At 35.0% G+C, this 23,247-nt stretch carries 23 protein-coding genes and 1 riboswitch; of the genes, 8 read left to right on the top strand and 15 right to left on the bottom strand.

The annotated features are described in order from the left end of the window. Positions 1-50 precede the first annotated feature (50 nt). The 10 genes from MHH59_RS06675 to MHH59_RS06630 form a co-directional block, all read right to left on the bottom strand. Positions 51-680 carry a class II aldolase/adducin family protein gene (locus tag MHH59_RS06675; RefSeq protein ID WP_002011549.1) on the bottom strand — a complete coding sequence of 210 codons (630 nt, stop codon included), beginning with the start codon at positions 678-680 and terminating at the stop codon, positions 51-53. 249 nt (positions 681-929) lie between these two features. Beyond that, positions 930-3,212, bottom strand: coding sequence for an NEAT domain-containing leucine-rich repeat protein (locus MHH59_RS06670; RefSeq protein ID WP_340850981.1), 2,283 nt, complete (start codon positions 3,210-3,212; stop codon positions 930-932). 438 nt (positions 3,213-3,650) lie between these two features. Then, positions 3,651-4,433 carry a DeoR/GlpR family DNA-binding transcription regulator gene (locus MHH59_RS06665; RefSeq protein WP_002030497.1) on the bottom strand — a complete coding sequence of 261 codons (783 nt, stop codon included), beginning with the start codon at positions 4,431-4,433 and terminating at the stop codon, positions 3,651-3,653. 40 nt (positions 4,434-4,473) lie between these two features. After that, positions 4,474-5,658 (bottom strand): saccharopine dehydrogenase family protein, encoded by a 1,185-nt coding sequence (locus MHH59_RS06660; RefSeq protein WP_002126167.1) that lies wholly within the window; start codon positions 5,656-5,658, stop codon positions 4,474-4,476. After that, positions 5,655-6,752, bottom strand: coding sequence for a 2-aminoethylphosphonate--pyruvate transaminase (gene phnW / locus MHH59_RS06655; RefSeq protein ID WP_002168848.1), 1,098 nt, complete (start codon positions 6,750-6,752; stop codon positions 5,655-5,657). Before phnW ends, MHH59_RS06660 begins: the two co-directional genes overlap by 4 nt. A gap of 16 nt (positions 6,753-6,768) precedes the next feature. Continuing rightward, positions 6,769-7,563 (bottom strand): phosphonoacetaldehyde hydrolase, encoded by a 795-nt coding sequence (gene phnX, locus MHH59_RS06650; RefSeq protein WP_002186358.1) that lies wholly within the window; start codon positions 7,561-7,563, stop codon positions 6,769-6,771. 21 nt (positions 7,564-7,584) lie between these two features. Continuing rightward, complete coding sequence (locus tag MHH59_RS06645) at positions 7,585-9,342, bottom strand: putative 2-aminoethylphosphonate ABC transporter permease subunit (RefSeq protein ID WP_002126162.1); 1,758 nt, start codon at positions 9,340-9,342, stop codon at positions 7,585-7,587. Then, positions 9,343-10,344, bottom strand: coding sequence for a putative 2-aminoethylphosphonate ABC transporter ATP-binding protein (locus tag MHH59_RS06640; RefSeq protein WP_002086828.1), 1,002 nt, complete (start codon positions 10,342-10,344; stop codon positions 9,343-9,345). 19 nt (positions 10,345-10,363) lie between these two features. Next, positions 10,364-11,440: a putative 2-aminoethylphosphonate ABC transporter substrate-binding protein gene (locus MHH59_RS06635; protein WP_002030507.1), complete on the bottom strand. Its 1,077-nt coding sequence runs from the start codon at positions 11,438-11,440 to the stop codon at positions 10,364-10,366. Positions 11,441-11,668: 228 nt separating this feature from the next. Next, positions 11,669-11,824, bottom strand: a complete 156-nt coding sequence (locus MHH59_RS06630) for a hypothetical protein (RefSeq protein WP_002011566.1) — start codon at positions 11,822-11,824, stop codon at positions 11,669-11,671. Between the two features lie 97 nt (positions 11,825-11,921). On the opposite strand from MHH59_RS06630, the gene MHH59_RS06625 reads away from it, so the two are divergent. Next, entirely contained in the window at positions 11,922-12,305 is a 384-nt protein-coding gene (locus tag MHH59_RS06625; RefSeq protein ID WP_002011568.1) for a DUF3905 domain-containing protein, read from the top strand. A gap of 38 nt (positions 12,306-12,343) precedes the next feature. Here MHH59_RS06625 and MHH59_RS06620 read toward each other — a convergent pair whose 3' ends face one another. From MHH59_RS06620 to phaR, 5 genes are all read right to left on the bottom strand, one after another. Continuing rightward, positions 12,344-13,693: a TrkH family potassium uptake protein gene (locus MHH59_RS06620; RefSeq protein WP_002126155.1), complete on the bottom strand. Its 1,350-nt coding sequence runs from the start codon at positions 13,691-13,693 to the stop codon at positions 12,344-12,346. A 23-nt stretch (positions 13,694-13,716) separates the two neighbouring features. Then, a complete protein-coding gene (locus MHH59_RS06615) occupies positions 13,717-14,910 on the bottom strand; it encodes an NAD(P)/FAD-dependent oxidoreductase (RefSeq protein WP_215564145.1) in 1,194 nt (397 codons plus the stop codon). Positions 14,911-15,005: 95 nt separating this feature from the next. Further along, positions 15,006-16,091: a class III poly(R)-hydroxyalkanoic acid synthase subunit PhaC gene (gene phaC, locus MHH59_RS06610; RefSeq protein WP_002011573.1), complete on the bottom strand. Its 1,086-nt coding sequence runs from the start codon at positions 16,089-16,091 to the stop codon at positions 15,006-15,008. 83 nt (positions 16,092-16,174) lie between these two features. Further along, on the bottom strand, positions 16,175-16,918 hold the full coding sequence (locus MHH59_RS06605; protein ID WP_000250406.1) for an acetoacetyl-CoA reductase: 744 nt from the start codon (positions 16,916-16,918) through the stop codon (positions 16,175-16,177). Positions 16,919-17,070: 152 nt separating this feature from the next. Beyond that, positions 17,071-17,553, bottom strand: a complete 483-nt coding sequence (gene phaR, locus MHH59_RS06600) for a polyhydroxyalkanoic acid synthase subunit PhaR (protein WP_340850980.1) — start codon at positions 17,551-17,553, stop codon at positions 17,071-17,073. 198 nt (positions 17,554-17,751) lie between these two features. Here phaR and phaQ point away from each other — a divergent pair, with 198 nt between their 5' ends. From phaQ to MHH59_RS06565, 7 genes are all read left to right on the top strand, one after another. Then, positions 17,752-18,204, top strand: coding sequence for a poly-beta-hydroxybutyrate-responsive repressor (gene phaQ / locus MHH59_RS06595; protein WP_000903018.1), 453 nt, complete (start codon positions 17,752-17,754; stop codon positions 18,202-18,204). A gap of 42 nt (positions 18,205-18,246) precedes the next feature. Beyond that, positions 18,247-18,771 (top strand): polyhydroxyalkanoic acid inclusion protein PhaP, encoded by a 525-nt coding sequence (phaP, locus tag MHH59_RS06590; protein WP_002011575.1) that lies wholly within the window; start codon positions 18,247-18,249, stop codon positions 18,769-18,771. A 101-nt stretch (positions 18,772-18,872) separates the two neighbouring features. Further along, entirely contained in the window at positions 18,873-19,316 is a 444-nt protein-coding gene (locus MHH59_RS06585; protein WP_002186362.1) for a MaoC family dehydratase, read from the top strand. A 142-nt stretch (positions 19,317-19,458) separates the two neighbouring features. Beyond that, a complete protein-coding gene (locus MHH59_RS06580; RefSeq protein ID WP_000241212.1) occupies positions 19,459-19,644 on the top strand; it encodes an alpha/beta-type small acid-soluble spore protein in 186 nt (61 codons plus the stop codon). 113 nt (positions 19,645-19,757) lie between these two features. Beyond that, positions 19,758-21,077, top strand: coding sequence for a TrkH family potassium uptake protein (locus MHH59_RS06575; RefSeq protein ID WP_002126145.1), 1,320 nt, complete (start codon positions 19,758-19,760; stop codon positions 21,075-21,077). A 38-nt stretch (positions 21,078-21,115) separates the two neighbouring features. After that, positions 21,116-21,288, top strand: a riboswitch (yybP-ykoY riboswitch). Positions 21,289-21,367: 79 nt separating this feature from the next. Beyond that, positions 21,368-22,162 (top strand): TerC family protein, encoded by a 795-nt coding sequence (locus tag MHH59_RS06570; RefSeq protein ID WP_002011580.1) that lies wholly within the window; start codon positions 21,368-21,370, stop codon positions 22,160-22,162. Between the two features lie 209 nt (positions 22,163-22,371). Beyond that, on the top strand, positions 22,372-23,223 hold the full coding sequence (locus MHH59_RS06565) for a formate/nitrite transporter family protein (RefSeq protein ID WP_002011581.1): 852 nt from the start codon (positions 22,372-22,374) through the stop codon (positions 23,221-23,223). The last annotated feature ends 24 nt before the right edge of the window (positions 23,224-23,247 follow it).

Genomic DNA, 23,247 nt, shown 5'->3' with positions numbered 1-23,247 from the left:
TTTTAAAACGCTTTCATTTTTAAGGGATGGTAATCTCTGTGAATACATCTTTATATAACAGAACTTTTTGCCCCTTTTATCATTAAAAGCTTTACGTGATAGTTCATTAAATACTCTATACCTTCCAACCATTTTTTCGCTTCTTCTGGAGTTTTCCCCCACACGATCATTCCGTAATTATGAACAAGGACTACTCCTCCACCTTCAATAAAATTCGGAACATTATTTTCTAATAAATTAGCGAATTTCTTTTCATCTTCTACAATTGGAATTGTCATTTCTGTAATACCGTCTTTTCCAAAAACACGTTCCACACTACGTTTTTCGAATGTTACTTCTCCTTCTTTCCCATATAGCTCTGACATTAAATGACTATCTACAGTCTGGACTTGTAAAATGCATTCTGCACTACTTTTTTTATAAATATCCGCATGCATAAATGACTCTATAGCTGGTTTTTCTTCGTTTTCAAATACTGGCTCACACATGCAATTTACGACAATAAAATCTTCTTCAGAAAATACCCCTTTATCTCTTCCCTCTACATTCACTAAAAATGTTAATGGCTCTTTTGACGTACACATCGATAAACTAATTTTCGTACCATAAAACCAATCGCGAAGTGCCAATTCTGCTTTCACATCTTTTAATTCGTTCCATTTTTTCAGAAAAAATAACATTTCGTCACCCCCGGCGTAATATTAATATAATATTCAAATCCTTTCTATATAAAAGGAATGTTTTTTGATTATTCTAAAAATTTAATTGAATTATCACACGAGAATGCCTTTTTGTCAATATGGTTTCAGCACCTATCGGAAAAATAGGCCTATCACATGTAAACACTCCTATCTATTTAGCACTTGATTTTGTACATATAAAAAATACGTTATTCTTCTTATTAAAGAATAACGTATTTTTCTCATTTATTATTTTTTTATTGCTTTATACAGAAATTGCGCATATTGCTCACGTGTTACGAAATCATCCCCTAAAAAGTTCCCATTCCCGTCACCTTTTGATATATTATTATCCACTAATGCTTTCACATATCCTTCTGCCCAATGACCTGTTGGTACGTCTGTAAAGTTCTCCAAATTATTTTCAGTTTCATTTAACTGAAATACTTTTTGTAATACTACTGACATCTCGTACCTAGTTAATACTCCTTCTGGACGAAACTTACCTGTACCATCTCCTTGCATAATTCCAGCTTGTGCAACTGTAGCAATATCTTGCTCAAACATATGCCCTTTCGTATCAGTAAACATCTCTTTCTGCTCTACTTTACTTTCTAATTTCAAGTACCTTTGTACTAAAGATGCAACTTGTCCACGAGTAATATTATCCCCAAATCCAAATTGTCCATTTCCATATCCCTTGAAAATATTTTCATTCGCTAAATAATGAATTGCTTCTTCTGACCAATGTCCTTTTGGTACATCTTTAAATTCTACTACCTCTACTTTCTCATCTTCTTTAGAATTGTTGTCCCCTTTACTTTCTACTACATTTTGAATTACAGATCCTGTAAAGAAGATTCCTGTATCCGCAAATGGATCTTTCACTCCAAATTCATATACTTTCTCACCTGGTGTACTCCATTTCACTACACCATTACTATACGTACCACCATCACTCTTCAGACGGATTTTTGTAGATACCTCGCCGTCTTTTTCGTATATAGGTACTTTTACTTCTTTATTTACTTCTGTATCCTCTAAAAAGACTTTTTGGTTTTGGACATTAATATAAGCTTTCTTACTTAGTTCTATTACTGGTCTAACATCGCGGATTTCATTTGCAACAAAACTTAAATATACTAACTTATTCAACTTACTAACTGGCGATAAGTCTGAAATATAATTTGCTTCTAAATCAAGTTTTTGTAAGTTTACTAGATTTGATAATGGAGTAATATCCTTTAACTCATTATTAGGTAAATCTAATTCTGTAAGCTGAGTCATTTTAGCAAGTGGTGTTACATCTTCAATTTGATTTTTACCGATAAATAATTTATTTAATTGATTCATTTGATCAATACCCGATAAATCTTTAACCTTATTACGCGTTAATACTAAGTCCTTTAAAGGTAATGAATATAACGGTTTAATATCTTCAATTTGATTACCTGCTAAAGTTAAGTATGTTACATTTTTCAATGCGCTTAATGGAGCAACATCCGTAATTTTATTATTTGCTAAATTCAAGTAATCTAGCTGTTCCATTTTCGCTAATGCTGTTACATCTTCTATTTGGTTGCCTGATAGATATAAACTTTTTACATTTTTCATTTCAATTAGTGGTGCAACGTTTGTAATTTTATTATTACTCAAATCAAGAGATTCTAAATTTTCCATCTTAACAAGTGGTGTTACATCTGAAAATTCATTACCACGCAAAGCTAAATGATTTAATTGCTTTAAATTCGCAAAGAACGACGGATCTGTTATCTTCGCATTCGCAACTGTTAAAGATTTTAAATTTGGCATATATTTTAATGCACTATAATCCAGAATCTCATTCGTGTTTAAAAACAAGTCCTTTACTTGTAATAACTCTTCTTTCGTAATTGGTGTATTTAAATCTTTTCTATTAAATACTTTTTTATTAACAAGTTCTCTTAATTTGTTATCTGTTATCATATTTTGATTATCAACTGGATTATCTGTTTCCGTATTGCCTGAATTAGAGTTATCATCTGGTTTCTCTGTTTCTTTTTCACCTACAGTTGGATCTTTAATTTCAAATTGAACTTGATATTTGTGATCATATCCAATAGCCGGAATAAATATATGCATTTGCATATTGTGCTTCTGCTCAAATTCGCCAATTTCAAATTGGACTACTTTCGTTCCATTTTTTCTTTTATCTTCTGACAGAACTTTCACATCATGAAATACACCAGGTTGATTTCTATCTTCTATTCTAAGATATTGAAAATAATCGCTATCTTGTATTGTTACAGTAACGATTTTTTTCCCATCTTCAATTGCTACTTTAGGATTTTTTATGTACTGAGAAACCATAGATGGCTCATCTTTTTGATCCTTATATATTTTAATCTCAGTATCATACGTGCGATCACTGGCTGCTGCTACCGACTGGTTTGCTTCAATTTTTATTGCTGCTAACGCTGGAGTAGAATACGCAGCAAATGGAATAGCTAATGTTGTTGCTACTACTAGAGCTTTAATATAACTTTTTTTCAAAATAATATCCCCTTATCTTATATATATTTCAATTGATAATTACTATCAATTGCTAACATAATAAATGATAATGAATCTCATTATCATTGTCAATAAGAATATTACATTACGTTTATATTTCCATAGATAAAAAATAAAAAACCCTTTACTCAAAGGGCTTTTTTGCCTATCGTATGAAGGATTTCACTTTTTTCTTTTTCATTAATAACACCAATTTTTTGCAAAATGTTTGCATACAATACAAGTTTATTATATATCCGTTCCGACATACTTTCCCTTCTTTCCTTCGACCAACTTTTTTTGTATTGGTAAATTATATGAACGAGATGAGAAAATGTGTCCACTTTTTGCATAAATACAAAGCTTTTATTTTTTTACTTGCTGATAGTAAAACTCCCACCTAAAAATTAGGTGGGAGTCTAAACGTATTCAATTCATTTAGCAAACTGTCCATTGAATATTATGCTTTTTGACTTCTTCTTCAAAACTATAGGGCATTTTCTTATCACAAATAATATGTTGAATACGAGAAAATCCTGCTATTCGGTAGTTCCCTTTGACGCCTACCTTTGTATGATCGCATAAAATATACGTTTTCTCAGCTAATTTCATCATCGCTTCTGACAGTTTCGCCTTTTCTAATTCAAAGCTAGAAACCCCAAAACCTTGCAACAACCCATCAATCGAAACGAATGCTTTATGAAAATGAAATTGATGAATTACTTGCTGTGAAATAGACCCCGACACACGTGAATGTTTTGGAGATACTTTCCCGCCTATAAATAAAACTTCACCGTGAAACATCTTTTTATTAATAGAAGAAATTAATTGTGTTGCTACTGGAAATGAACTTGTTACAATCGTTAAATTTTTACGATGAACAAGATATGGCACCATTTGAAGTGGTGTACTTCCATCATCAATCGCAATAACATCTCCATCTTCCACAAACGTTGCTGCTTTATACCCAATTCTTTTCTTCTCTTCTATATGCAGCATCTCTCGTTCTAACATCGGTGCCTCTATCCCAGCTCCCGGAAGTTGAACGGCTCCACCGTACACTTTCTTCAATTTTTTTTCACGATCTAATTCTTCTAAATACCGACGAATCGTCTCTGTTGATACTGCGAACTCTCTCGCTAATTCTGAAACTTTTACTTTTCCTTTAAACTCTACCTTCTCAAGAATTGTCCTCTTTCTCTCTTCACCTACTACAGACATAGCCTCACCCCATTTATATCTACCTCATAAACTGTCTTACTTATACAAAGTTATAATTTTCTTTTTCAGTGAAAATCTCTTCATGAATATAAATACCGCGCTTTTCTAGTTCGTCAAAAATAATTTGTGGATTTTCGAAAGCTTCTTCAGGAGTAATAACACCGACTTTATTAACTACTCCTTTTGCAATTAACTCTGTAGCGATTCCAAATGGGATACCAACATTTCTTGTATAGGCCCTTAATTTCTCCCAACCTACTACAGAACCGTCAGATAGCGGATGCGTATGGTATAACACATGCCTTTGTTCTTGATTATTTTTCATACCTACTACTTCTACATGAAGTGCATAACCATAAAGCTCTGTTGCTTGTCCTTCTTTCGATTTTAATAGATACTTCGAAATACAATCCATAATACCAATTTCTTTACCGTTTATTTCAATTTGATCATTACGCAATATACCATAATCATATAAAGCACGAACGAGCTGCATATTTTGCTCTGGCCAAGTTCCTCTTGTTTCAATAAGCTGTACACCTTTATCTTCCAGTGCCTTCGCTAACGTAATCGTTTCTGAATGCGGGATTATATACTGCATTGTTTTTCCGTAAGGTGCTGGTAATTCAATTTCTCTCGGGCGCGCAAACGGAGGTACTTGCTTAAATTCACCTTCCTCATACACTGTACGCGTCGGCAAATGTGGATCATATTCATATGTCGTTGTCTCTGTAATTGATGCAGAAAAAGCAATTGGACGATACGAGCCATGACTTACTCGAACTGACTCTACAGTATCTAACTGATTTGCTGCATACATGGCCATCATTTGCGTTACACCTGGTGTCATACCAAACCCAGGTAAACATGTTGTTCCATGTTGAACAAATTTGGAGTGGGATTCATTTTCTTCACCAAATCCATTTAAGTTCACACCGTGACAACCGGCATCTGCGATACAGCGAGTAGACAATCCATTTAACTTTATCGTCGTACCATCCATTACAATGTTATAGCCCTTCATTTTTGCGACCGTATCCTCATGATTTGTCACATCGACTTTCACAAAATCAACACGAGGATCATTTAACCACTCTACTACTTTTCGGCCTTCCTCTTCATTAAAATCGGCTACCGTAATCGTCTCAAAAGATGAAAATTGAACTAAATCTAAAATTGCTTCACGACAAATTTTACCTGCTCCACCTAAGCAAAATACTTTCACCCTATAACAACCCCTTTAGCAATACTATCAACTAAGCGATTAATATCGTCTTCATGTACATCACCGATATTTCCAATGCGGAACGTATCTACTTTCGAAATTTTACCTGGATAAATAACAAATCCATATCGCTTTAATTCATTATATAGCTGCAAAAATTCAAATCCTGCTTCTGGATAAATGAAAGATGTAATAATAGGAGATTGATATTTTTCATCTACTAATGGCTTAAAGCCCATTTCTTTCATTTTGTGCACTAGTAGTTTTTGATTGCTATAATATCGATTGTAACGGGCTCTTATCCCGCCTTCTTCTTCTAATTCAAGTAATGCCTGATAAAAAGCATGTACAACATGTGTAGGTGAAGTAAAGCGCCATTTCCCATTTTGCTCTTCCATCGTTTCCCACTGATCATATAAATCTAATGATAAAGAACGAGCTTGCCCTTTACATTTCAATAGTTCATCACGATTTGCGATGACAAAACCGAATCCGGGAACACCTTGAATACATTTATTCGCACTACTAATTAGAAAGTCAATTTGCAACTCAGCGATATCTATTTCAATACCACCGAAACTACTCATTGCGTCAACCAGTGTAACTTTTCCGTATTGTTTTCCCAATTTACATACGTCTACAATTGGATTAATAATACCTGTAGTTGTTTCACAATGAACAACTACAATATGCGTAATCTCTTTATCTTGTTGTAATAACTGTTCTACTTCTGCAATATTAGTAGGCTCCCACTCTTCTGTTTGACTGACCACCACATCTATATGTAACATCTCTGCCATTTGTACAATCCGCTTACCATACGCACCATTTGTACAAACTAGCAGCTTTCCGTTTCTAGGAATAACAGAACCAATTACTGCTTCAACCGCAAACGTACCGCTTCCCTGCATTAAAACTGTTGTGTACTTTTCTTCTTCCTTTGTCGCTAACGATACAAGCCTATTTCTTACATCTTGCACCATAGTGTTATATTCAACATCCCACGTACACCAATCGTATAACATAACTTCTTTTACAGTTTTTGTTGTCGTTAATGGTCCTGGTGTTAATAATAAATAGTGATTTTCATTCATGATCGTGTGCCCCCCTTTATGAAATAATAAGTTCTTGTTTCTCAATATGTTCAATTACGTTTTCGAGCTCCTGCATCGTTTCAATTGTAAAATGAGCCCCATTTTCAACGAAACGATTACGAACTACTTCTATTTTTTCACGAAGATCTAACGGATCCATATTCTCAACTTCCTCTTCCGTTAAACCGAGCTCACTACTACCGAGGATTACACCAACTGTCCACATTCCAGCATTTCTGCCCTCTTTCATATCTGACACTGTGTCTCCAACTTTTATCATATGATTCATTGGGTATACACAGAGTTCCATCGCATTTTTATAACACATCCACGGATATGGACGACCTGCTGGAACATCATTTGGCGTCACAAGAAAATCAGGTTTATACCCTTGTATTTCTGCTTCTTTTGCAACAATGTCCATCATTTCTCTCGTATAACCAGTTGTTGATCCAATTTTAATACCTCTTTCACGTAGTGAAGAAACCACTTCTTTTACCCCATCAATTGGCGTGGCATAGTACGGTAAAATAGCAAAGAGAATTTCTTCAAACTCTTCATACATCTCATGAATATCTTCTTCTGTTGGTAATTGTCCGAAGACATGCTTCCACTCATTCGAAATACGGGGCATTTCCGTTAATACCCTAACATGATCAATCTTCAATAACCCCATTGGTTTGCGAGCTTCTTCTGCTGTAATTTCAACACCGCGTTTATGAAAAATCTTCATGAATACTTCTAATGGTGCAAAACATCCGTAATCAACTGTCGTACCTGCCCAATCAAAAATAACTGCTTCAATTTTCATTCTATCCATCACCCTTCTTACTTATCTTTTTTGCCATTGTGACGTTCGGTTACGAAGTGCTTTCGTTCCCCATTCATATACAACCCTCACTACAATATTTGTAACAACAATAAGTACACTCATTGCAGCTGCTGGTGCTACATTTCCTGCATCGTCCATATTTACAATTGATACAGCAGCTAGTTTAAAATCAGCCGCATATAAGAACACTACTGCCGATACAGTCACCATTGAATTTACGAAATAGTACATAACCATTTCTAAAATAGCTGGTAAACACATCGGTACTGTTACTCGAAAGAAAGTTTTATAAAACGGTACGCTCATCGACTGTGAAACAAGTTCAAACTCTCGGTCTAGTTTCTTTAAAGCAGTCGTTGCGGTAACAAACGTTACAGAGTAAAAATGAATGATATTTACTAATACTAAAACAGCAATTGTGCCATATAAGGAATGAAACGGATTTGTTACTGAAAGTCCTAGAATTTGAATTGTTGGTTGACTAAAGAAAAAGACATATCCTAATCCAAGTACTAATCCAGGAATCGCTAACGGTACAATAGAGAAAAAGTAGCCTACTTTTCTGAAAAACTGTAGCTGTTCTATTTTTTCAATCGCATAAGCGAACACAAATGTTAAAATCGCCCCGATAACTGCCGTAATAGCTGAGACAATTACACTATTTTTAAATGCTTCAATTCCGTCTCCTGTCAAACTTGAAAAATTAAAATGCTCAAGTGTAAAACTCATATTATATGGCCATACTTTCACACTTGCAGCAATACCAACTGCCACAAATAAAAGAATGATCATAAACGTGACTATGCTACAATATACGAATGAAATAACATCTCTTTTCTTATTATTTATTATTCTGTAAGGTACTGCTTTTGAAGATAAGAGATTCGCCTGTTTTCTTTGCGTAATACGATCAACTGCAAATGCGAAAATAGCTGGGATCAATAAAATCATTCCGACAGTTGCGCCCATGGACATATTTTGCTGTCCAATTACTTGCTTATATACGTCAGTAGCAAGTACGTTATATTGTCCTCCAACAATTTTAGGTGCCCCAAAATCAGTGAAACTAAGTGTAAATACAACGAACATCGCACTAATTAATCCGTATTTCACACTAGGTAAAGTAACCGTAAAAAACTGTTTCACTTTACTTGCACCCAACATATTAGAAGCTTCATATAAACGATAATCAGAACCTTGGAGAGCAATTAATAAAATAAGGAATGCTTGCGGAAATGTATACATAACTTCAGCCATTACAATTCCTACTGGTCCGTATAACGGTATTTGTATTCCTTCAAATAAACCAAACATTCCTTTTGTTATTAACCCTTGATTACCAAATAAATATGTAAGCGCAATACCGTGCATCATCGTTGGTGCGAATAATGGTAATAATGCTATGTATTGAAATACGCGCTTTCCAAAAACATTTGTACGAGCGATCGCATATGCGTAAGCGAAAGCAAGTGTAACCGAAATAATTGTTGTAGCGCCCGAAATCCATATCGTATTTTGTAGTGATTGAACTAGCGTTGGTGTTGTGAAATATTTACTGAAATTCGCAACACCAACAAAAGCTCCATCTTTATCATAAAAGGCTTGTGTAAACAGTTGTAATAAAGGCAATACAAGCATGATAAAAAATGAAAGAAGCATACCAATAATTAATAGTCTTTGTATCCACTCTTCTTTACCGATACGTCTCTTAATCTTTTTTTTTGTACTTTCTGCCTTAAAGTTTTCTAACATCTCCATCTATACAATGACCTTCTTTCCATATGACAACATATGATTTTCTGAGAAAGAGATTTGAATTGGCTTTCCTTTTCTAATAGCAGTTTCCTCTACTTCTGATGCCAATATATCCACTACAATTTTCTCATTATAAAGGTGTGTTTTCTCTTCTATGACCCGCACTTCCGTCCGGTATACAGAACCGCGAAATTCCATGCTTTCTACAACTGTTTTAATACCATTATTTTGTACAACTGTTACATGTTCAGGACGAATCGCATGTTCTTCGTTATTTTTCGAAAAGAAATTAATAGAACCAATAAAATCTGCCACAAACGGATTGGCTGGTCTTTGATAAATCTCCTCTGGTGTTCCAATCTGCATAATTTCCGCATGATTCATTACAACAATTTTATCAGCCATCGTTAATGCCTCTTCTTGATCATGCGTTACCATAATAGTTGTTACTCCCACTTTTTCTTGCAAATCACGCATTTCTCTACGCAACTTTTCACGCACTTTTGCATCTAAAGCAGATAACGGCTCATCAAGTAACAAAATATCGGGAGACAGAGCGAGCGCACGTGCAAGTGCTACTCGCTGCTGTTGTCCACCAGACATTTGAGCAGGATATTTATCTTTTACATTCAGCAAATCCACAAGTTCTAACGCCGATAGCGCTTTTTCTTTTACTTCTGCTTTTCCATATTTTTTTGTTTTTAAGCCGTATTCAATGTTTTCAAGTGCAGTTAAATTCGGAAATAATGCATACGATTGAAAAACCATTCCGAAGTTCCTCTTTCCAGGTGGTAATGCTGTAATATCTTTTCCATTCACAGCAATACTACCTGTTGTTGCCTCTTCTAGCCCCGCTAAAATTCGGAGCAATGTCGTTTTCCCACAACCACTTGGGCCTAATAAACAAACAAACTCATTTTTTTTCACAGTAAAAGAAATATCCTTTAACGCTGTAAATGCATCAAACTGTTTTTGGATGTGTTGAATTGATAAATATTCGCTCATTTTTCTCTCTCCCACTCACTTACTTTTTCGGTTCTGCTTTTTGGCCAAACTCTTTTTCCCATTTTTCTAAAATTTTGTCACGATTTTCTGCTGCCCATTTAAAGTCATTCTTTTTATATAACTTTTCTGTCACATCTTTAGGGAATCCATCTGGAAGTTTATAATCATTTTTAATTGTCGCAAATCCATTTTTCTCGAAGTATAACTTCATTACATCATCTGTAATTGCCCAATCTAAAAATGCTTGCGCTAATTTATCATTTTTAGCATTATCTTTTTTAATAAGTGCGTTCGCTTCTACTTCCCAGCCTAATCCTTCTTTCGGCAGTACAACTTCAACTGGTGCACCTTTTTGTTTCTCTTTCAAAGCACTATAAACCATTGATACACCAACTGGATATTCACCTGCACCTGCTAATTTCGCTGGTTTTGAACCTGAATGAGTATAAGTTGCCATATTATCATGAAGTTTCTTCATGTAATCCCAGCCCTTATCTTCTCCCATAATTTGTAGCCATGCAGAAACTGTTAAAAATCCTGTTCCAGAAGAAGCCGGATGCGGCATAACTAGCGTTCCTTTATATTCTGGTTTCGTTAAATCTTCATATGATTCTGGCATCGGTAAATTTTTCTTCTTCAATTCTTCTTTATTTACAGCAATCCCCGTCATAAATGCAGTATTTCCTACCCATTTTTCTGGTTTCTTATCGTCTTTAAATTGCGAAAGGACACGATCTGCTCCTTTTGGAGAGTATCCTTTTAACATATCTTTTTTCTCTAAAGCTAATAGACTAGACGCTGCAGTTCCCCATACAACATCTGCTTGTGTATTTTTTCCTTCAGCTAGCAATTTCGCTGTAATAACTCCTGTTGAATCACGAACAATGTTCAACTTCACGTCTGGGTACTTCTGTTTAAAAGAATCAAGATAAATCGGTACAAGCTCTTCTTCAATCGCTGTGTAAACAGTTAATGATCCAGATAATTTATCATCTTTTACTTTTGCTCCAGCACTTTCTTCTTTCTTTGCACCACACCCCATTAATAACGAAAATACCATTCCAGTTGCTACAGCTTTAAAGATTGTTTTTTTCACTGTCTCTCTCTCCTTTTACAAATCTTATGTACAACTCTAATATAAACAACTAGTGTAAAAGCAGTATTAAACCAACATTAATCTTTTGTTTGTTGTTTGTTTTTGTGTAATACGTTGCTACTTCTATGTTTTTTCGCATTTTTCTGCTAATATCAAACGTGAAATTTACAAATAATTAAAAAAACCTTTATAATCCCACAAAAAAATGAGGCGTTTGTAAAAAACGCCTCATTTTTGTTTACCTTTTTTTGAATTACGATTTGCATACTTCGCACTATTTTCTCCTTCATACTCTAATGCAAATTCTGCATCTGGTAAGCTTTCTTTCGGAGTTTTATTATTATTAATTGCTGCATTTTGTTTTACTTTTCTTTTTACCAACATATTCACCTGCTCTCACGAAATAACTTTCTATTCTAGTTTGAAACAACTTACAGTAATTATTACTGGGAAGTGTTAACAAGTACATAAGAGCTTATAAATGGAAATACTACATACGAACAAGCCATTACAAAAAGGAGCGATTACTTTGAAAGAAAAAGAAACGATACAATCGCCAATTTTAGACGAGACGCTCCCTCATCAAATGAACTTTCCTTCTTTTAAAGGCACAGGCAAAAAGATGCAACAACCTTTTATAAATCAATATGATGTTGTAATTGGAGACAGTAAATACGATTCCACTAACAGTCCTCTTAATAATTGGAGTGATGAGGTAGATCCTGCCATTATGGCTGGAGAAGAATGGATCCATCCTACAAATGATATCGGATGGATTGCAGAAGAAAATCAAGAATTACTTAAAAACGAAGTTGATAATAAAAATGATGCTTTTATGCATCCCCAATTCGGAATTAACGACTAAAAAACCATTCTACCTAACATAGGTAGAATGGTTTCATACTATCCAATAATAATTCTCTCTTTCGGATATTTATAGCGAGGCGGTTGCTCTCTTCCGCCACTAGCTAATATAAATGTTAAAATACCGACGCGTCCGATAAACATAAGTACAATGAGTACAAGTTTACCAACAGTTGTTAAATCAGGAGTAACACCTGTTGATAGTCCCGTCGTTCCGAAAGCAGAACAAACTTCAACGATTAAGCTCATAAGCGGTACATTTTCCGTAATAGATAAAATGAACAGCGCTGAGGCACATAATAAAATCCCCATCGTCATAACGACAGATGCTTTCAACACGTCCTCTTCATGTAGCTGACGTTTGAAAACTCGGACTGTTCTCCCGCCTCTTGCAAATGTATATAACGATAATATACTAACTGCAAATGTTGTTGTACGTATTCCGCCCCCAACTGAACTTGGAGATGCCCCAATGAACATTAATATACTCATAAATAAAAGCGTTGGTTGTGATAATTCACGTATGTCCATTGTAGCGAGTCCTCCACTTCGCGTCGTCACAGATTGGAATAATGTATAAAATACAGTTTCATGCCATGACTTTCCTACTAAAAAATGATTTCGTTCTAATAGAAAAATCATAATTGTTCCAACAATAACGAGTACAAAAAATGTCGTTGTCGTCAATTTTGTAAATAACGAAAAGCGAAATAGTTGTTGTCGCCTTTTACTAAGGAATTGTTTTACTTCCATTAACACTGGGAAACCGATAGCTCCTAAAATAATAAGCAACATATGAATCATTTGAACAATATAATCTTTTTTGTACGGAATAAGTGATTGTCCTGTTAAATCAAATCCTCCGTTCGTTGTTGCGCTCACAGCGGCAAAGAAACCGTGAAAATAAGCTTCTTGCCAAGTCGGGAAATATAGTAAGAACCTTGTACCTAACAGTATTGCTCCAATGAGTTCTATCGAAATAATTACAATTAAAATAGAACGCATCAATTCTACAAGGCCCGATAAATTCCCTTGGTTATGGTCTGCCATAATTAATCTTCTTCTTTGCAAACCAATCTTTTTCCCCGTTATAATCCAGACGAATGTACCAAGCGCCATAATTCCTAATCCGCCTAATTGTAAAATAAGGGCTAAAACAATAATTCCTGCCGTTGTAAACGTATCTGAAATCGTAACAACAGACAGTCCTGTAACACTTACCGCACTAACAGATGTAAATAGTGCATCGATAAATGTCCATTTCACTTCAGGCTTCGTAACAAATGGTAAACTAAGCAAAATTACCGATACGACTACTGCTAGTAAATAAAATACAACGATAAGTTGTACGGGACGTAACTTTTGTAAAAACTTTTTTATATCTCTCATTCCATCACTTCGCTACCTTTTTTCTATCGATTAAATAAAGAAAAATCATCACTTTCTTCATTTGTAAATAACTGCTGAAATAGTTTCGCAAATACCATTCCGTATACAGTTCCATTTCCCCCATACGGCAGTGCGTAATATAAATTATGTATTTTTTTATCTTCTTTTAAAATAGGAAGACCGTCATGACTGCCACCAAATGCTGCTGCCCAATAGTACTCTGCCCGTATATTTTTATACTGCGGGAACATTTCTTTTACAATGTTAATAAGAAGATCACGCTTATGCAATAATTTCGTATCGCCGATTTTTTGAATTTTCAGCGCCTCATCTAATCCGCCTATAACAATGCGATTTTGATACGTTCGACTATACAAATACGGACGTGCTGTTTCCCAAATTAACGATTGCTCATGCCAGCCTTCAAAATAATCTATCTTATTTGTCACAACGGCATAAGACGTTTCTACTGTTGTATTTTTTTCTTTCTTTCCAAAAATTGCTTCATAACCTGTCGCCATAATAATATTCTTTGCTACAATTTTATTTCCTGTTTTCGTGTAACAAATTAAATCATTTTGGATTTGTTTAATATGTAATGCCTCTGTATGTTCGTATATAGTAGCGCCCATTTGTTTCGCTTTATGCAAAAGACTATGCGCTAATAAATACGGATTCACTTCTGCATCACCGCTTGTATATAACGCTGCTTGTTTTGCAAATGAATAACGTTTCTTAATATCAGACTCTGTAAAATATTCAACCGGAAATTCATAATGGCGTAACGTATTATATTCTTCTTGTAAAAATGAAACATCCTCATCTCTACTTGCATAATACAAACTATTTCGCGGAATAAAATGGGGATCAATATCGAGAGTTGGCACAACCTTCTCCATTGTTTGCAGCGCTTCATAACAAAGTCTATATGCTCGTACCCCTTTCTCTTCACCAAATGTATGAATAAGAGAGGTTAACGATTTATCATGAACAAATTGTAATAATCCTGTATTTGCAGCTGTGCTACCACATGCAATTGCTCTTTTTTCAATGAGCATAACACGCATTCCAATTTTAGCTAACGAATACGCTATATGAGCACCTGCTTCTCCACTTCCAATTACTAGTACATCACATATCATATCATTTTCTAACGTTGGATAACAAGGTACAGAAACTCCAGCACTCCAAAACAACTTACCAGTCATAAGCTTCATATATTATACTCCTACCATGTAATTTTCTCCTTTCTATGTTTCGTCATTTTCCATAAAAAAATCCAACTAACATACGCTAGTTGGATTTCTTCTCTTTAATTAGAACGCTCTTCAAGCCAATTTCCAACCGTCGGATATGTTTGCTTTACAGCCGTTCCACCATACACAATAGACATATGTCCTGTCGGTAAACATACATACTCTTTATCTGTGCTAGAAATATGATCAAGTAAAGCTTCTACTTGACATGGCAGAGCGATATGATCACGCTTCGCAGAAATATTTAAGACATTCGCCTTAATATTTGCAAGGTCTACCTTTTGTCCGCGAATAACGAGTTCACCCTTCACTAATTTATTATTTTGATAAAAATCACGAATCCATTGTCTATACGATTCACCTGGGAACGGAATACCATCGCCTACCCACTTTTGAACTAATTTCCAACTTTCGACGAAGCGCTCATTTTCTGAACGATCGACTAAAGCAACATATGGACCGACAAAGTTTGTAATTGGTTTTAACATCTTATTTCCGAAATCAATCATTTCTGGCGGAATATTTCCGAATGTATCAACCGCTTTATCTAAATTGAAATATTTCTCATCTAATAAAGGACCGTATAATCCTGTTTCAGAGAAATCAAAAGGACTTGTCATAAAAATCAAGTTACGAATTGGCATGTCCGGATGAAGCGCTGCATAAATAGATGTTAACGTTCCACCCATGCAATAACCAAGTAAAGAAATCTCGTCCGATTTTGCAGTTCTCATTACTTTTTTCACTGCTTTTGCAATATAATCGAACACGAAATCATCAAACTTCAAATGACTATCTTCTAAACCGAATGTGCCCCAATCAAGCATATACACATCAAAACCACGATCTACTAAATATTCCACTAAACTATTTCCTGGAGTTAAATCCATAATATACGGTTTATTAATAAGAGCGTATATTAATAAGATTGGAACTCTCTGTGTTTTTTCTTGTTTTGGAATGTAACGATACAGCTTCGTTTTATTCTTCGTCCAAATAACCTCTTTCGGTGTTAAACCAACTTGTGGTTCTGGTTCGCGTAATAAAACTTCGCTCGCTCTTTTCACACGGCGATATGCTTTACGATATTCTTCTGGGTACAACTCCAATTGCTTTTCCCATTCCGTTACGAATGTAGTCATTTTTCCTATCTCCTTTTTGGTCAATTTCTTTCTAAAAAAAGAAGTGCATTCCTGCTATGGATATGCACTTTTTTCTTACTTCATTACATGTATAATCCGCCGTTAATGTTTAATTGCTGACCTGTGATATACGCACCGTCACGGCATAGATATACTACACCTTTTGCAATTTCATCAGCTTGACCAAAACGTTTTTTCGGGATTTTCGCAACGATTTTTTGACGCACTTCTTCTGGTACTTCTGCTACCATTTCAGTATCAATAAATCCTGGGCAAATTGCGTTTACAGTTACATTTGTTCTTGCAAGTTCTAACGCTAATGATTTTGTAAATCCTAGCATACCTGCTTTTGCTGCTGAGTAGTTTGTTTGTCCAAATCCACCAGCTTGGCCAATAATAGAAGAAATACTAATGATTCTTCCTTCTTCTGCTTCCGATATGTATGGAAGTACCGCACTTGTCGTATTAAATACACTGCTTAAGTTCACGTCAATTACGCGCTCCCAATCTTCACGATTTAACTTCTTGAATGTACGATCTCTTGTAATACCAGCATTATTAACAAGAATATCAACTTTACCAAAATGATTCACAGCTTCTTCTACAAGTCTGTTTGCATCTTCTACTTTAGAAACATCCGCTTGAACTGCATAAACGTCATGTCCTTCTTTTCCTAATTCATTTACTAAGTTTTCAGCTGCTTCTTTACTGCTGTTATAGTTAATAACTACTTTTGCTCCCTCTTCTGCTAATGCTACTGTAATTGCTTTTCCAATTCCTTTTGCCCCACCTGTTACGATTGCTACTTTGCCATTTAATTGAACCATTTCTTTTCCCCCTTAAATGAATTTGTGAACGATTGTTATGAATCATTTTGGTACTCATACTAATTGAGTCCATATATTAATTATGTTTCGTTGTTTATACATGAAAAGAGATTCTCCCTCTCTCTTTTACAAGTTATAAACAAACGCGATTATCATTTTTTATTTTCTGGCTTATTTACAGGCTTTACTTCTTCTTTTACAGGTACTTGTAGTTTAGCTAGTGCTGCATTTTGCTTTTCTAGCAATTCTAAAATTTGATCAACTTTCGTTTCTAACGTGCGCATATCTTGTTTTACTTTCGTAACATCACGCTTTAATGTAGGAGCTTGTCCTAATGAATCCACTTTCTCTTCTAGAATTTCCTCGATGTTATCAACTTTATTTTCTAAGTTAATAACAAGCGTAGCTACTCTAGCGATATCCTCTCTCGTCGGCACATTCACCTGTTCTAAATAATTTTTTGTCGTATCATTTAATGCTTTTTGATAAAACAAATTCAAATCTAGAACGCTGCCCATCCAAGCAGAATATTCTTCTGTTTTAATTGTTTCATTGAGCGCTTTTCCCCAAAATGTTTCGGTTTGTTCATAAGCATTTTTCCATGCTTGCAATGGATCGAATTTTTGATCAATCACTTCGACTACACTCCCTTTTTCGTTTTTGAAACAATTCAACCTATTCACTATTTTCTAATATTCCGAATAAAACTTCAAGTATATATTTTATTTTTCTTTATTTTCTAACAAATGTATTGACATTAAAAACAGATAGGTGTAAATTGCACTTATAAGCAAAAAATTCCATCTAACTGATTCATGAGGTGATGCACAATCATGCTACATAATGAACCAGAACACCCAGAAAGTTTGGAAAAAAACCAAGCGAAACAACCAAACTCCATGCCAAAAAACTTCTTAGTTCCTTTCTTACTTCTCTGTCTAAAAGACTGGAGTCTTCATGGTTACAAACTTATTCAAATGCTAATGGACATCGGCTTTTCTTCTGTTGACCAAGGTAATGTGTATAGGACACTACGCAAATTAGAAAAAGAAAATCTTATTTCTTCTACTTGGGATACAAGCGAAGGCGGGCCAGCGAAACGAATTTATTCTTTAACAGAATATGGAGAGCAATATTTAACAACATGTGCGACTTCTTTTGAACATTATCAAAATATGTTGCGGACGTTTTTCACGTTATACACCAATGCATTCTTTCCATTTTCTACTTCTCCAGAAAAGGATGAAAAGGATTCTTCATCTTCACCTGGTGGTACAGCAGAGTAATCTGCGTTCACAATATGCAAAAAAACATTTGGAGGTCAAACAATGGAAACTAAGCCATACGAATTAGTCGATGCATTTTGGAAAAACTGGTCTCAATCTCTTTCCCTCTTCTCTTCAGCTGGGAAACAATTAGAGCAACTTACTTTAGAAACGTTAAAACAACAACAAGACGCTTTGCATAAATTAACATCAGGAGTAGATGAACTAGAAAAAGAACTACACCAATTCACTGCTCAGTTCAATAACCAATATACAGACTATGTGAAGCAATTAACTGGAAACTCCTTAAATGATCAAATTAACGAGTGGCAAGAAAAGTGGAATGAGCTTTCTAATCAAATGCACCAACTTACTGTTTCGCCTACGAAAACATCTTTGTCTATTCTTACTCAAACTAGCGGCCAATTTGAAGAAACAACAAAACACTTTATCGAACAACAACAGTCGCAACGTGAAGAGGTTCAAAAACAGTTAGAAGTTTTTTTGGGAGAGTTCAAGTCCAAACAACTAGAACTCGCAAAGCAGTTCGAGGAAAACTCAAAAAATCTATTTACTTCCATCAAGTAAGAAAAATGTGGCAACTAACTGCAGCACAAACAAAACTCTTTCTTCCTCCTACTACATCAAGATGGCTTACATTTTTCGATATGGAAAAGAAGGAGGACAAAATGAATCCATTTCAAGAAGCACAAACTGTTCCGGAGCTTCGTTACGATGAGATTCAAGTCGGTGATCAAGCATCACTTACAAAAAAAATTACGGATGAGGACGTTATCAATTTTGCAAAATTGACTGGAGATGTAAATCCTATTCACATTCTAGACTCTTTTGCAAAAACGACAATGTTCAAAGAACGTATTGCCCATGGCATGCTCGTTTCAAGTTTTATTTCTACCATTCTTGGAACGAAACTTCCTGGCAAAAATACGATTTATTTATCACAAAACGTTTCATTCCGTGCTCCTGTCAAAATCGGTGATACAATTCGCGTTGTGGCAGAAGTTATTAAAAAACGGGACGATAAAAAAATTATCACATTGCAAACAAACATATATAATCAATCTGATGATATTGTCGTAGAAGGTACAGCGACAATACTGAAAAAAGAGTAGCAAATTTGCTACTCTTTTTTCTATCCAAGAACTTCTAATCACACCGTTTACTTCCGTGTATGAGTACGTCGTTTACACATAAAATAACATTACCAGATAGCACTTAGCTAAACTGGATTACTCTTTAAGGATGTGTATCAACATGGTGAAAACAAACAAATTACTAGTTCCGGGTGCAGAGCAAGCACTTGAACAATTCAAATATGAAATCGCACAAGAATTCGGTGTAAGCTTAGGATCTAATACAGCATCTCGTTCTAACGGATCAGTTGGCGGTGAAGTAACGAAACGTCTTGTTGCTTTAGCTCAACAACAATTACGCGGATAAATATATAACCTATGGCTTAGAGGCAGATATTCTCTGCCTCTTTCTTTTTTAACATACATAATAGTGCTTCTTCACATACTAGTAAGAGCAAATAGAAAGGAACGATATGTGAAATGAAACGGATTAACATTAGCATGAGTCCTCCCCGTGTTCTTACTGTATCTTTTATTATGCTATCAATTATCGGTACATGCCTATTGAAATTGCCAATTGCTACAACAACGTCTATTTCATGGCTCGATGCTTTATTTACAACGGTTTCTGCTTGTACGGTTACAGGGCTTGGTGTTGTGGACACTGGTAAAGTATTTACCTTATTTGGCCAATGTGTCATTTTAACACTTATACAAGTTGGCGGGCTTGGCATTATGAGCTTTGCTGTTTTAATCGCAATTATGCTCGGCAGAAAAATCGGCCTTCAAAACCGGATTTTATTACAACAAGCATTAAACCAAACAAATGTCGGCGGAATCATTCGTCTTGCAAAAGCATTATTTTTATTTTCTTTTACTGTAGAATGTATCGCTACTTTACTTCTCTCTTTTGAATGGGTACCAAAATACGGGGTTGCCAAAGGTATATATTATAGCTTTTTTCATTCTATCTCAGCCTTTAACAATGCTGGGTTTTCTGTGTGGAGCGATAATTTAATGCCATACTCCCATAGCATTCTCGTCAATCTCGTTATTTCTTCCCTCATTATTTTAGGTGGGATTGGTTTTACGGTTATCGTAGATATAAAAAGAAAGAAAAACTTTAAAAACCTTACTTTGCACTCAAAGCTTATGCTCTCTTCTACTCTAATCGTCAATATTATTGCTACAGCTTTTATCTTTATATTTGAGTTCCATAATTCAATTTCCATGAGAGGTTTTACACCATTTGAAGAAGGTATGGCTGCTTATTTTCAAGCGGTTTCAACACGTACTGCCGGGTTTAATACTGTTGATATCTCTGCATTATCAAAACCTTCACTTTTATTAATGATGCTTCTTATGTTTATTGGTGCTGGCAGTGCTTCAACTGGTGGTGGGATTAAGTTAACGACTTTTTTGATTATGTTTTTCGGCGTATTTAAATTTTTGCAAGAACAAGATGATATTGTCGTGTTTAAAAAATCCATTAAAGATACGCTCATTGTCAAATCATTAACGATTACTATTATTTCAATTTCTTTTATTTTTCTTTCCATTTTAATTTTAAGCATCACTGAGAAGGTTCCTTTATTAATGAGTGCTTTTGAAGTATTTTCAGCATTTGGAACTGTCGGCCTTAGCATGAATTTGACGCCACACTTAACAATCATCGGCAAAACAATTATTATCTTTATGATGTTTTTTGGAAAGATGGGGCCTTTAACATTAGCCTTTTCATTTGCACGTAAAAAACAAAGAAAAATAAAATATCCAAACGAAGATATTTTAACAGGTTGACAACCGTATAAATTATCCATATAATGAGAGTACAATAGCATATCTCCAAAGGGGAGTAGCGTCCAAGAACTATTTCTTGGAAACAAAGTCGTCATTACGTAGAACTTAGTTCTTCCGGCTTTGTTGGCATTTTCATTACATATGTCTAGCAAGACCTTTGCCTATCAACGGCAGAGGTCTTTTTTGTTTTCAAATTCCTTCCACCGTTGATACGCAGGAGTATGGGGAAACTAAACAGTGGGGAACTTCTTCACTTGTTTAGTCTTTATAGAAATGAGAGGAGAATGTACATGGATGTATCATTATTATTGGAGTATGGTTGGGTATTACTCATCCTAATTGCACTAGAGGGGATTTTAGCGGCTGATAACGCTCTCGTTCTCGCAATTATGGTAAAACATTTACCAGAAGAAAAACGAAAGAAAGCACTATTTTATGGATTAGCAGGAGCGTTCGTTTTCCGCTTCGGATCACTATTTATGATTTCGTTCCTAGTAGATGTATGGCAAGTGCAAGCAATTGGTGCGATTTATCTTATGTTTATCGCGGGGAATCACTTATTTAAAACGTATGTTAAAAAGAATACACATGAAGAAACAGAAGAAAAAGAAGCAAAGAAAAAACAAGAGAACTTTTGGTGGACTGTATTTAAAGTCGAAGTTGCTGATATCGCCTTCGCAGTTGATTCAATTTTAGCTGCTGTTGCATTAGCAGTGACTTTACCGAAAACAGGATTAGGTACGATTGGTAGTCTTGATACAGGTCAATTTATCGTTATCTTTACAGGTGGACTTATCGGATTAGTTATAATGCGATTTGCAGCAACTGCTTTCGTACAAATATTAAAACGTAAACCAGGACTTGAAACTGCAGCATTTTTAATTGTAGGTTGGGTTGGTGTGAAATTAACAGTTTATACGCTAGCACACCCTGCTTTAAATGTCCTTCCGCATTCATTCCCAGAATCCACTCCGTGGAAGCTTACATTCTGGATTGTATTAGTTGGAATCGCAGTTTGCGGTTGGTTCTTCTCGAAAGAAGTAGAAGTAAAAGTAGAAAAGAATTTAGACGAAAAAGCGCTGTAATTACAGCGCTTTTTCTTTTTTCTCGTTTCAATTCCCCTCTCTATTTTCAAAAAAAATTCCATTATACTACCTTTTGTAAACGCTTCCCTTCTAGATGTATGTCCTTTTTGTGAAATATTGCACAAACTTATTGAAACTATGAACAAATCCATGTACCTTATTCATATAAGGAGTATTTATAGACGATGTATTAAAGGAGCGTATTACTCATGCTAGAACAAGGATTAGATTACGTTGTAAAACTGGCTAAGAGCAAAAAACAAATGCTAGATATAAATCCAATGCAATATTTCATTCGTGCTGCACTTGCGGGCATTTATATCGGTTTTATTATTGTACTATGTTTTAAATTAGGTAACTTTTTTCATATTGCAGATTCACCAGCAACATATTTAGCTTCCTCCATGTTTTTCGGAATTGCTCTCGTACTTATTATATATGGCGGCGCTGAATTATTTACTGGCAATACGATGTACTTCACAGTGGCAACTTTAAGAAAAGAAACAACGATTTCTGATACACTTCGCAACTGGGTTGCTTGTTATGCAGGTAACTTAGCTGGCGCTTTATTCTTTGCCTTACTATTTTACGCAACTGGAATTTTCGAAGCAATTGATCACAGTCATTTAATGAATAAAGTTGTTGAAGGAAAGATGAATACACCTACAATGCAATTATTCTTTAAAGCGATTTTATGTAACTGGCTCGTATGTCTTGCCTGCTTCTTACCTTCTCAAGTGAAAGGTGACACAGCAAAAATATTAATGATGATGATGCTCGTTTTCACTTTCTTTTTATCTGGTTATGAGCATAGCATTGCAAACTTATCACTGTTTGCTTTATCTTTAGTATCACCACATCCTGAGACAATTTCTTTTGCGGGCGCTATTCATAACTTAATTCCAGTTACAATCGGTAACATTATTGGCGGATCCGTATTTGTCGGTATGGTATATCATTACTTAACAAAGAAAGCACCTGTTGTTGAACAAGAGAAAACTCAATTAGTTGGAGCTCAAACGGAGGAAATTATTCCTTTACAAGCACATATGAAACATTAAAAACTCCAAAGTTTTACTTTGGAG

Origin of the sequence: Bacillus sp. FSL E2-0195, assembly GCF_038003645.1 — a bacterium.
Taxonomy (GTDB): domain Bacteria; phylum Bacillota; class Bacilli; order Bacillales; family Bacillaceae_G; genus Bacillus_A; species Bacillus_A mycoides.
The sequence above is the reverse complement of the archived record's forward strand: the minus strand, read 5'-3'. Positions and strand labels throughout refer to the sequence as shown.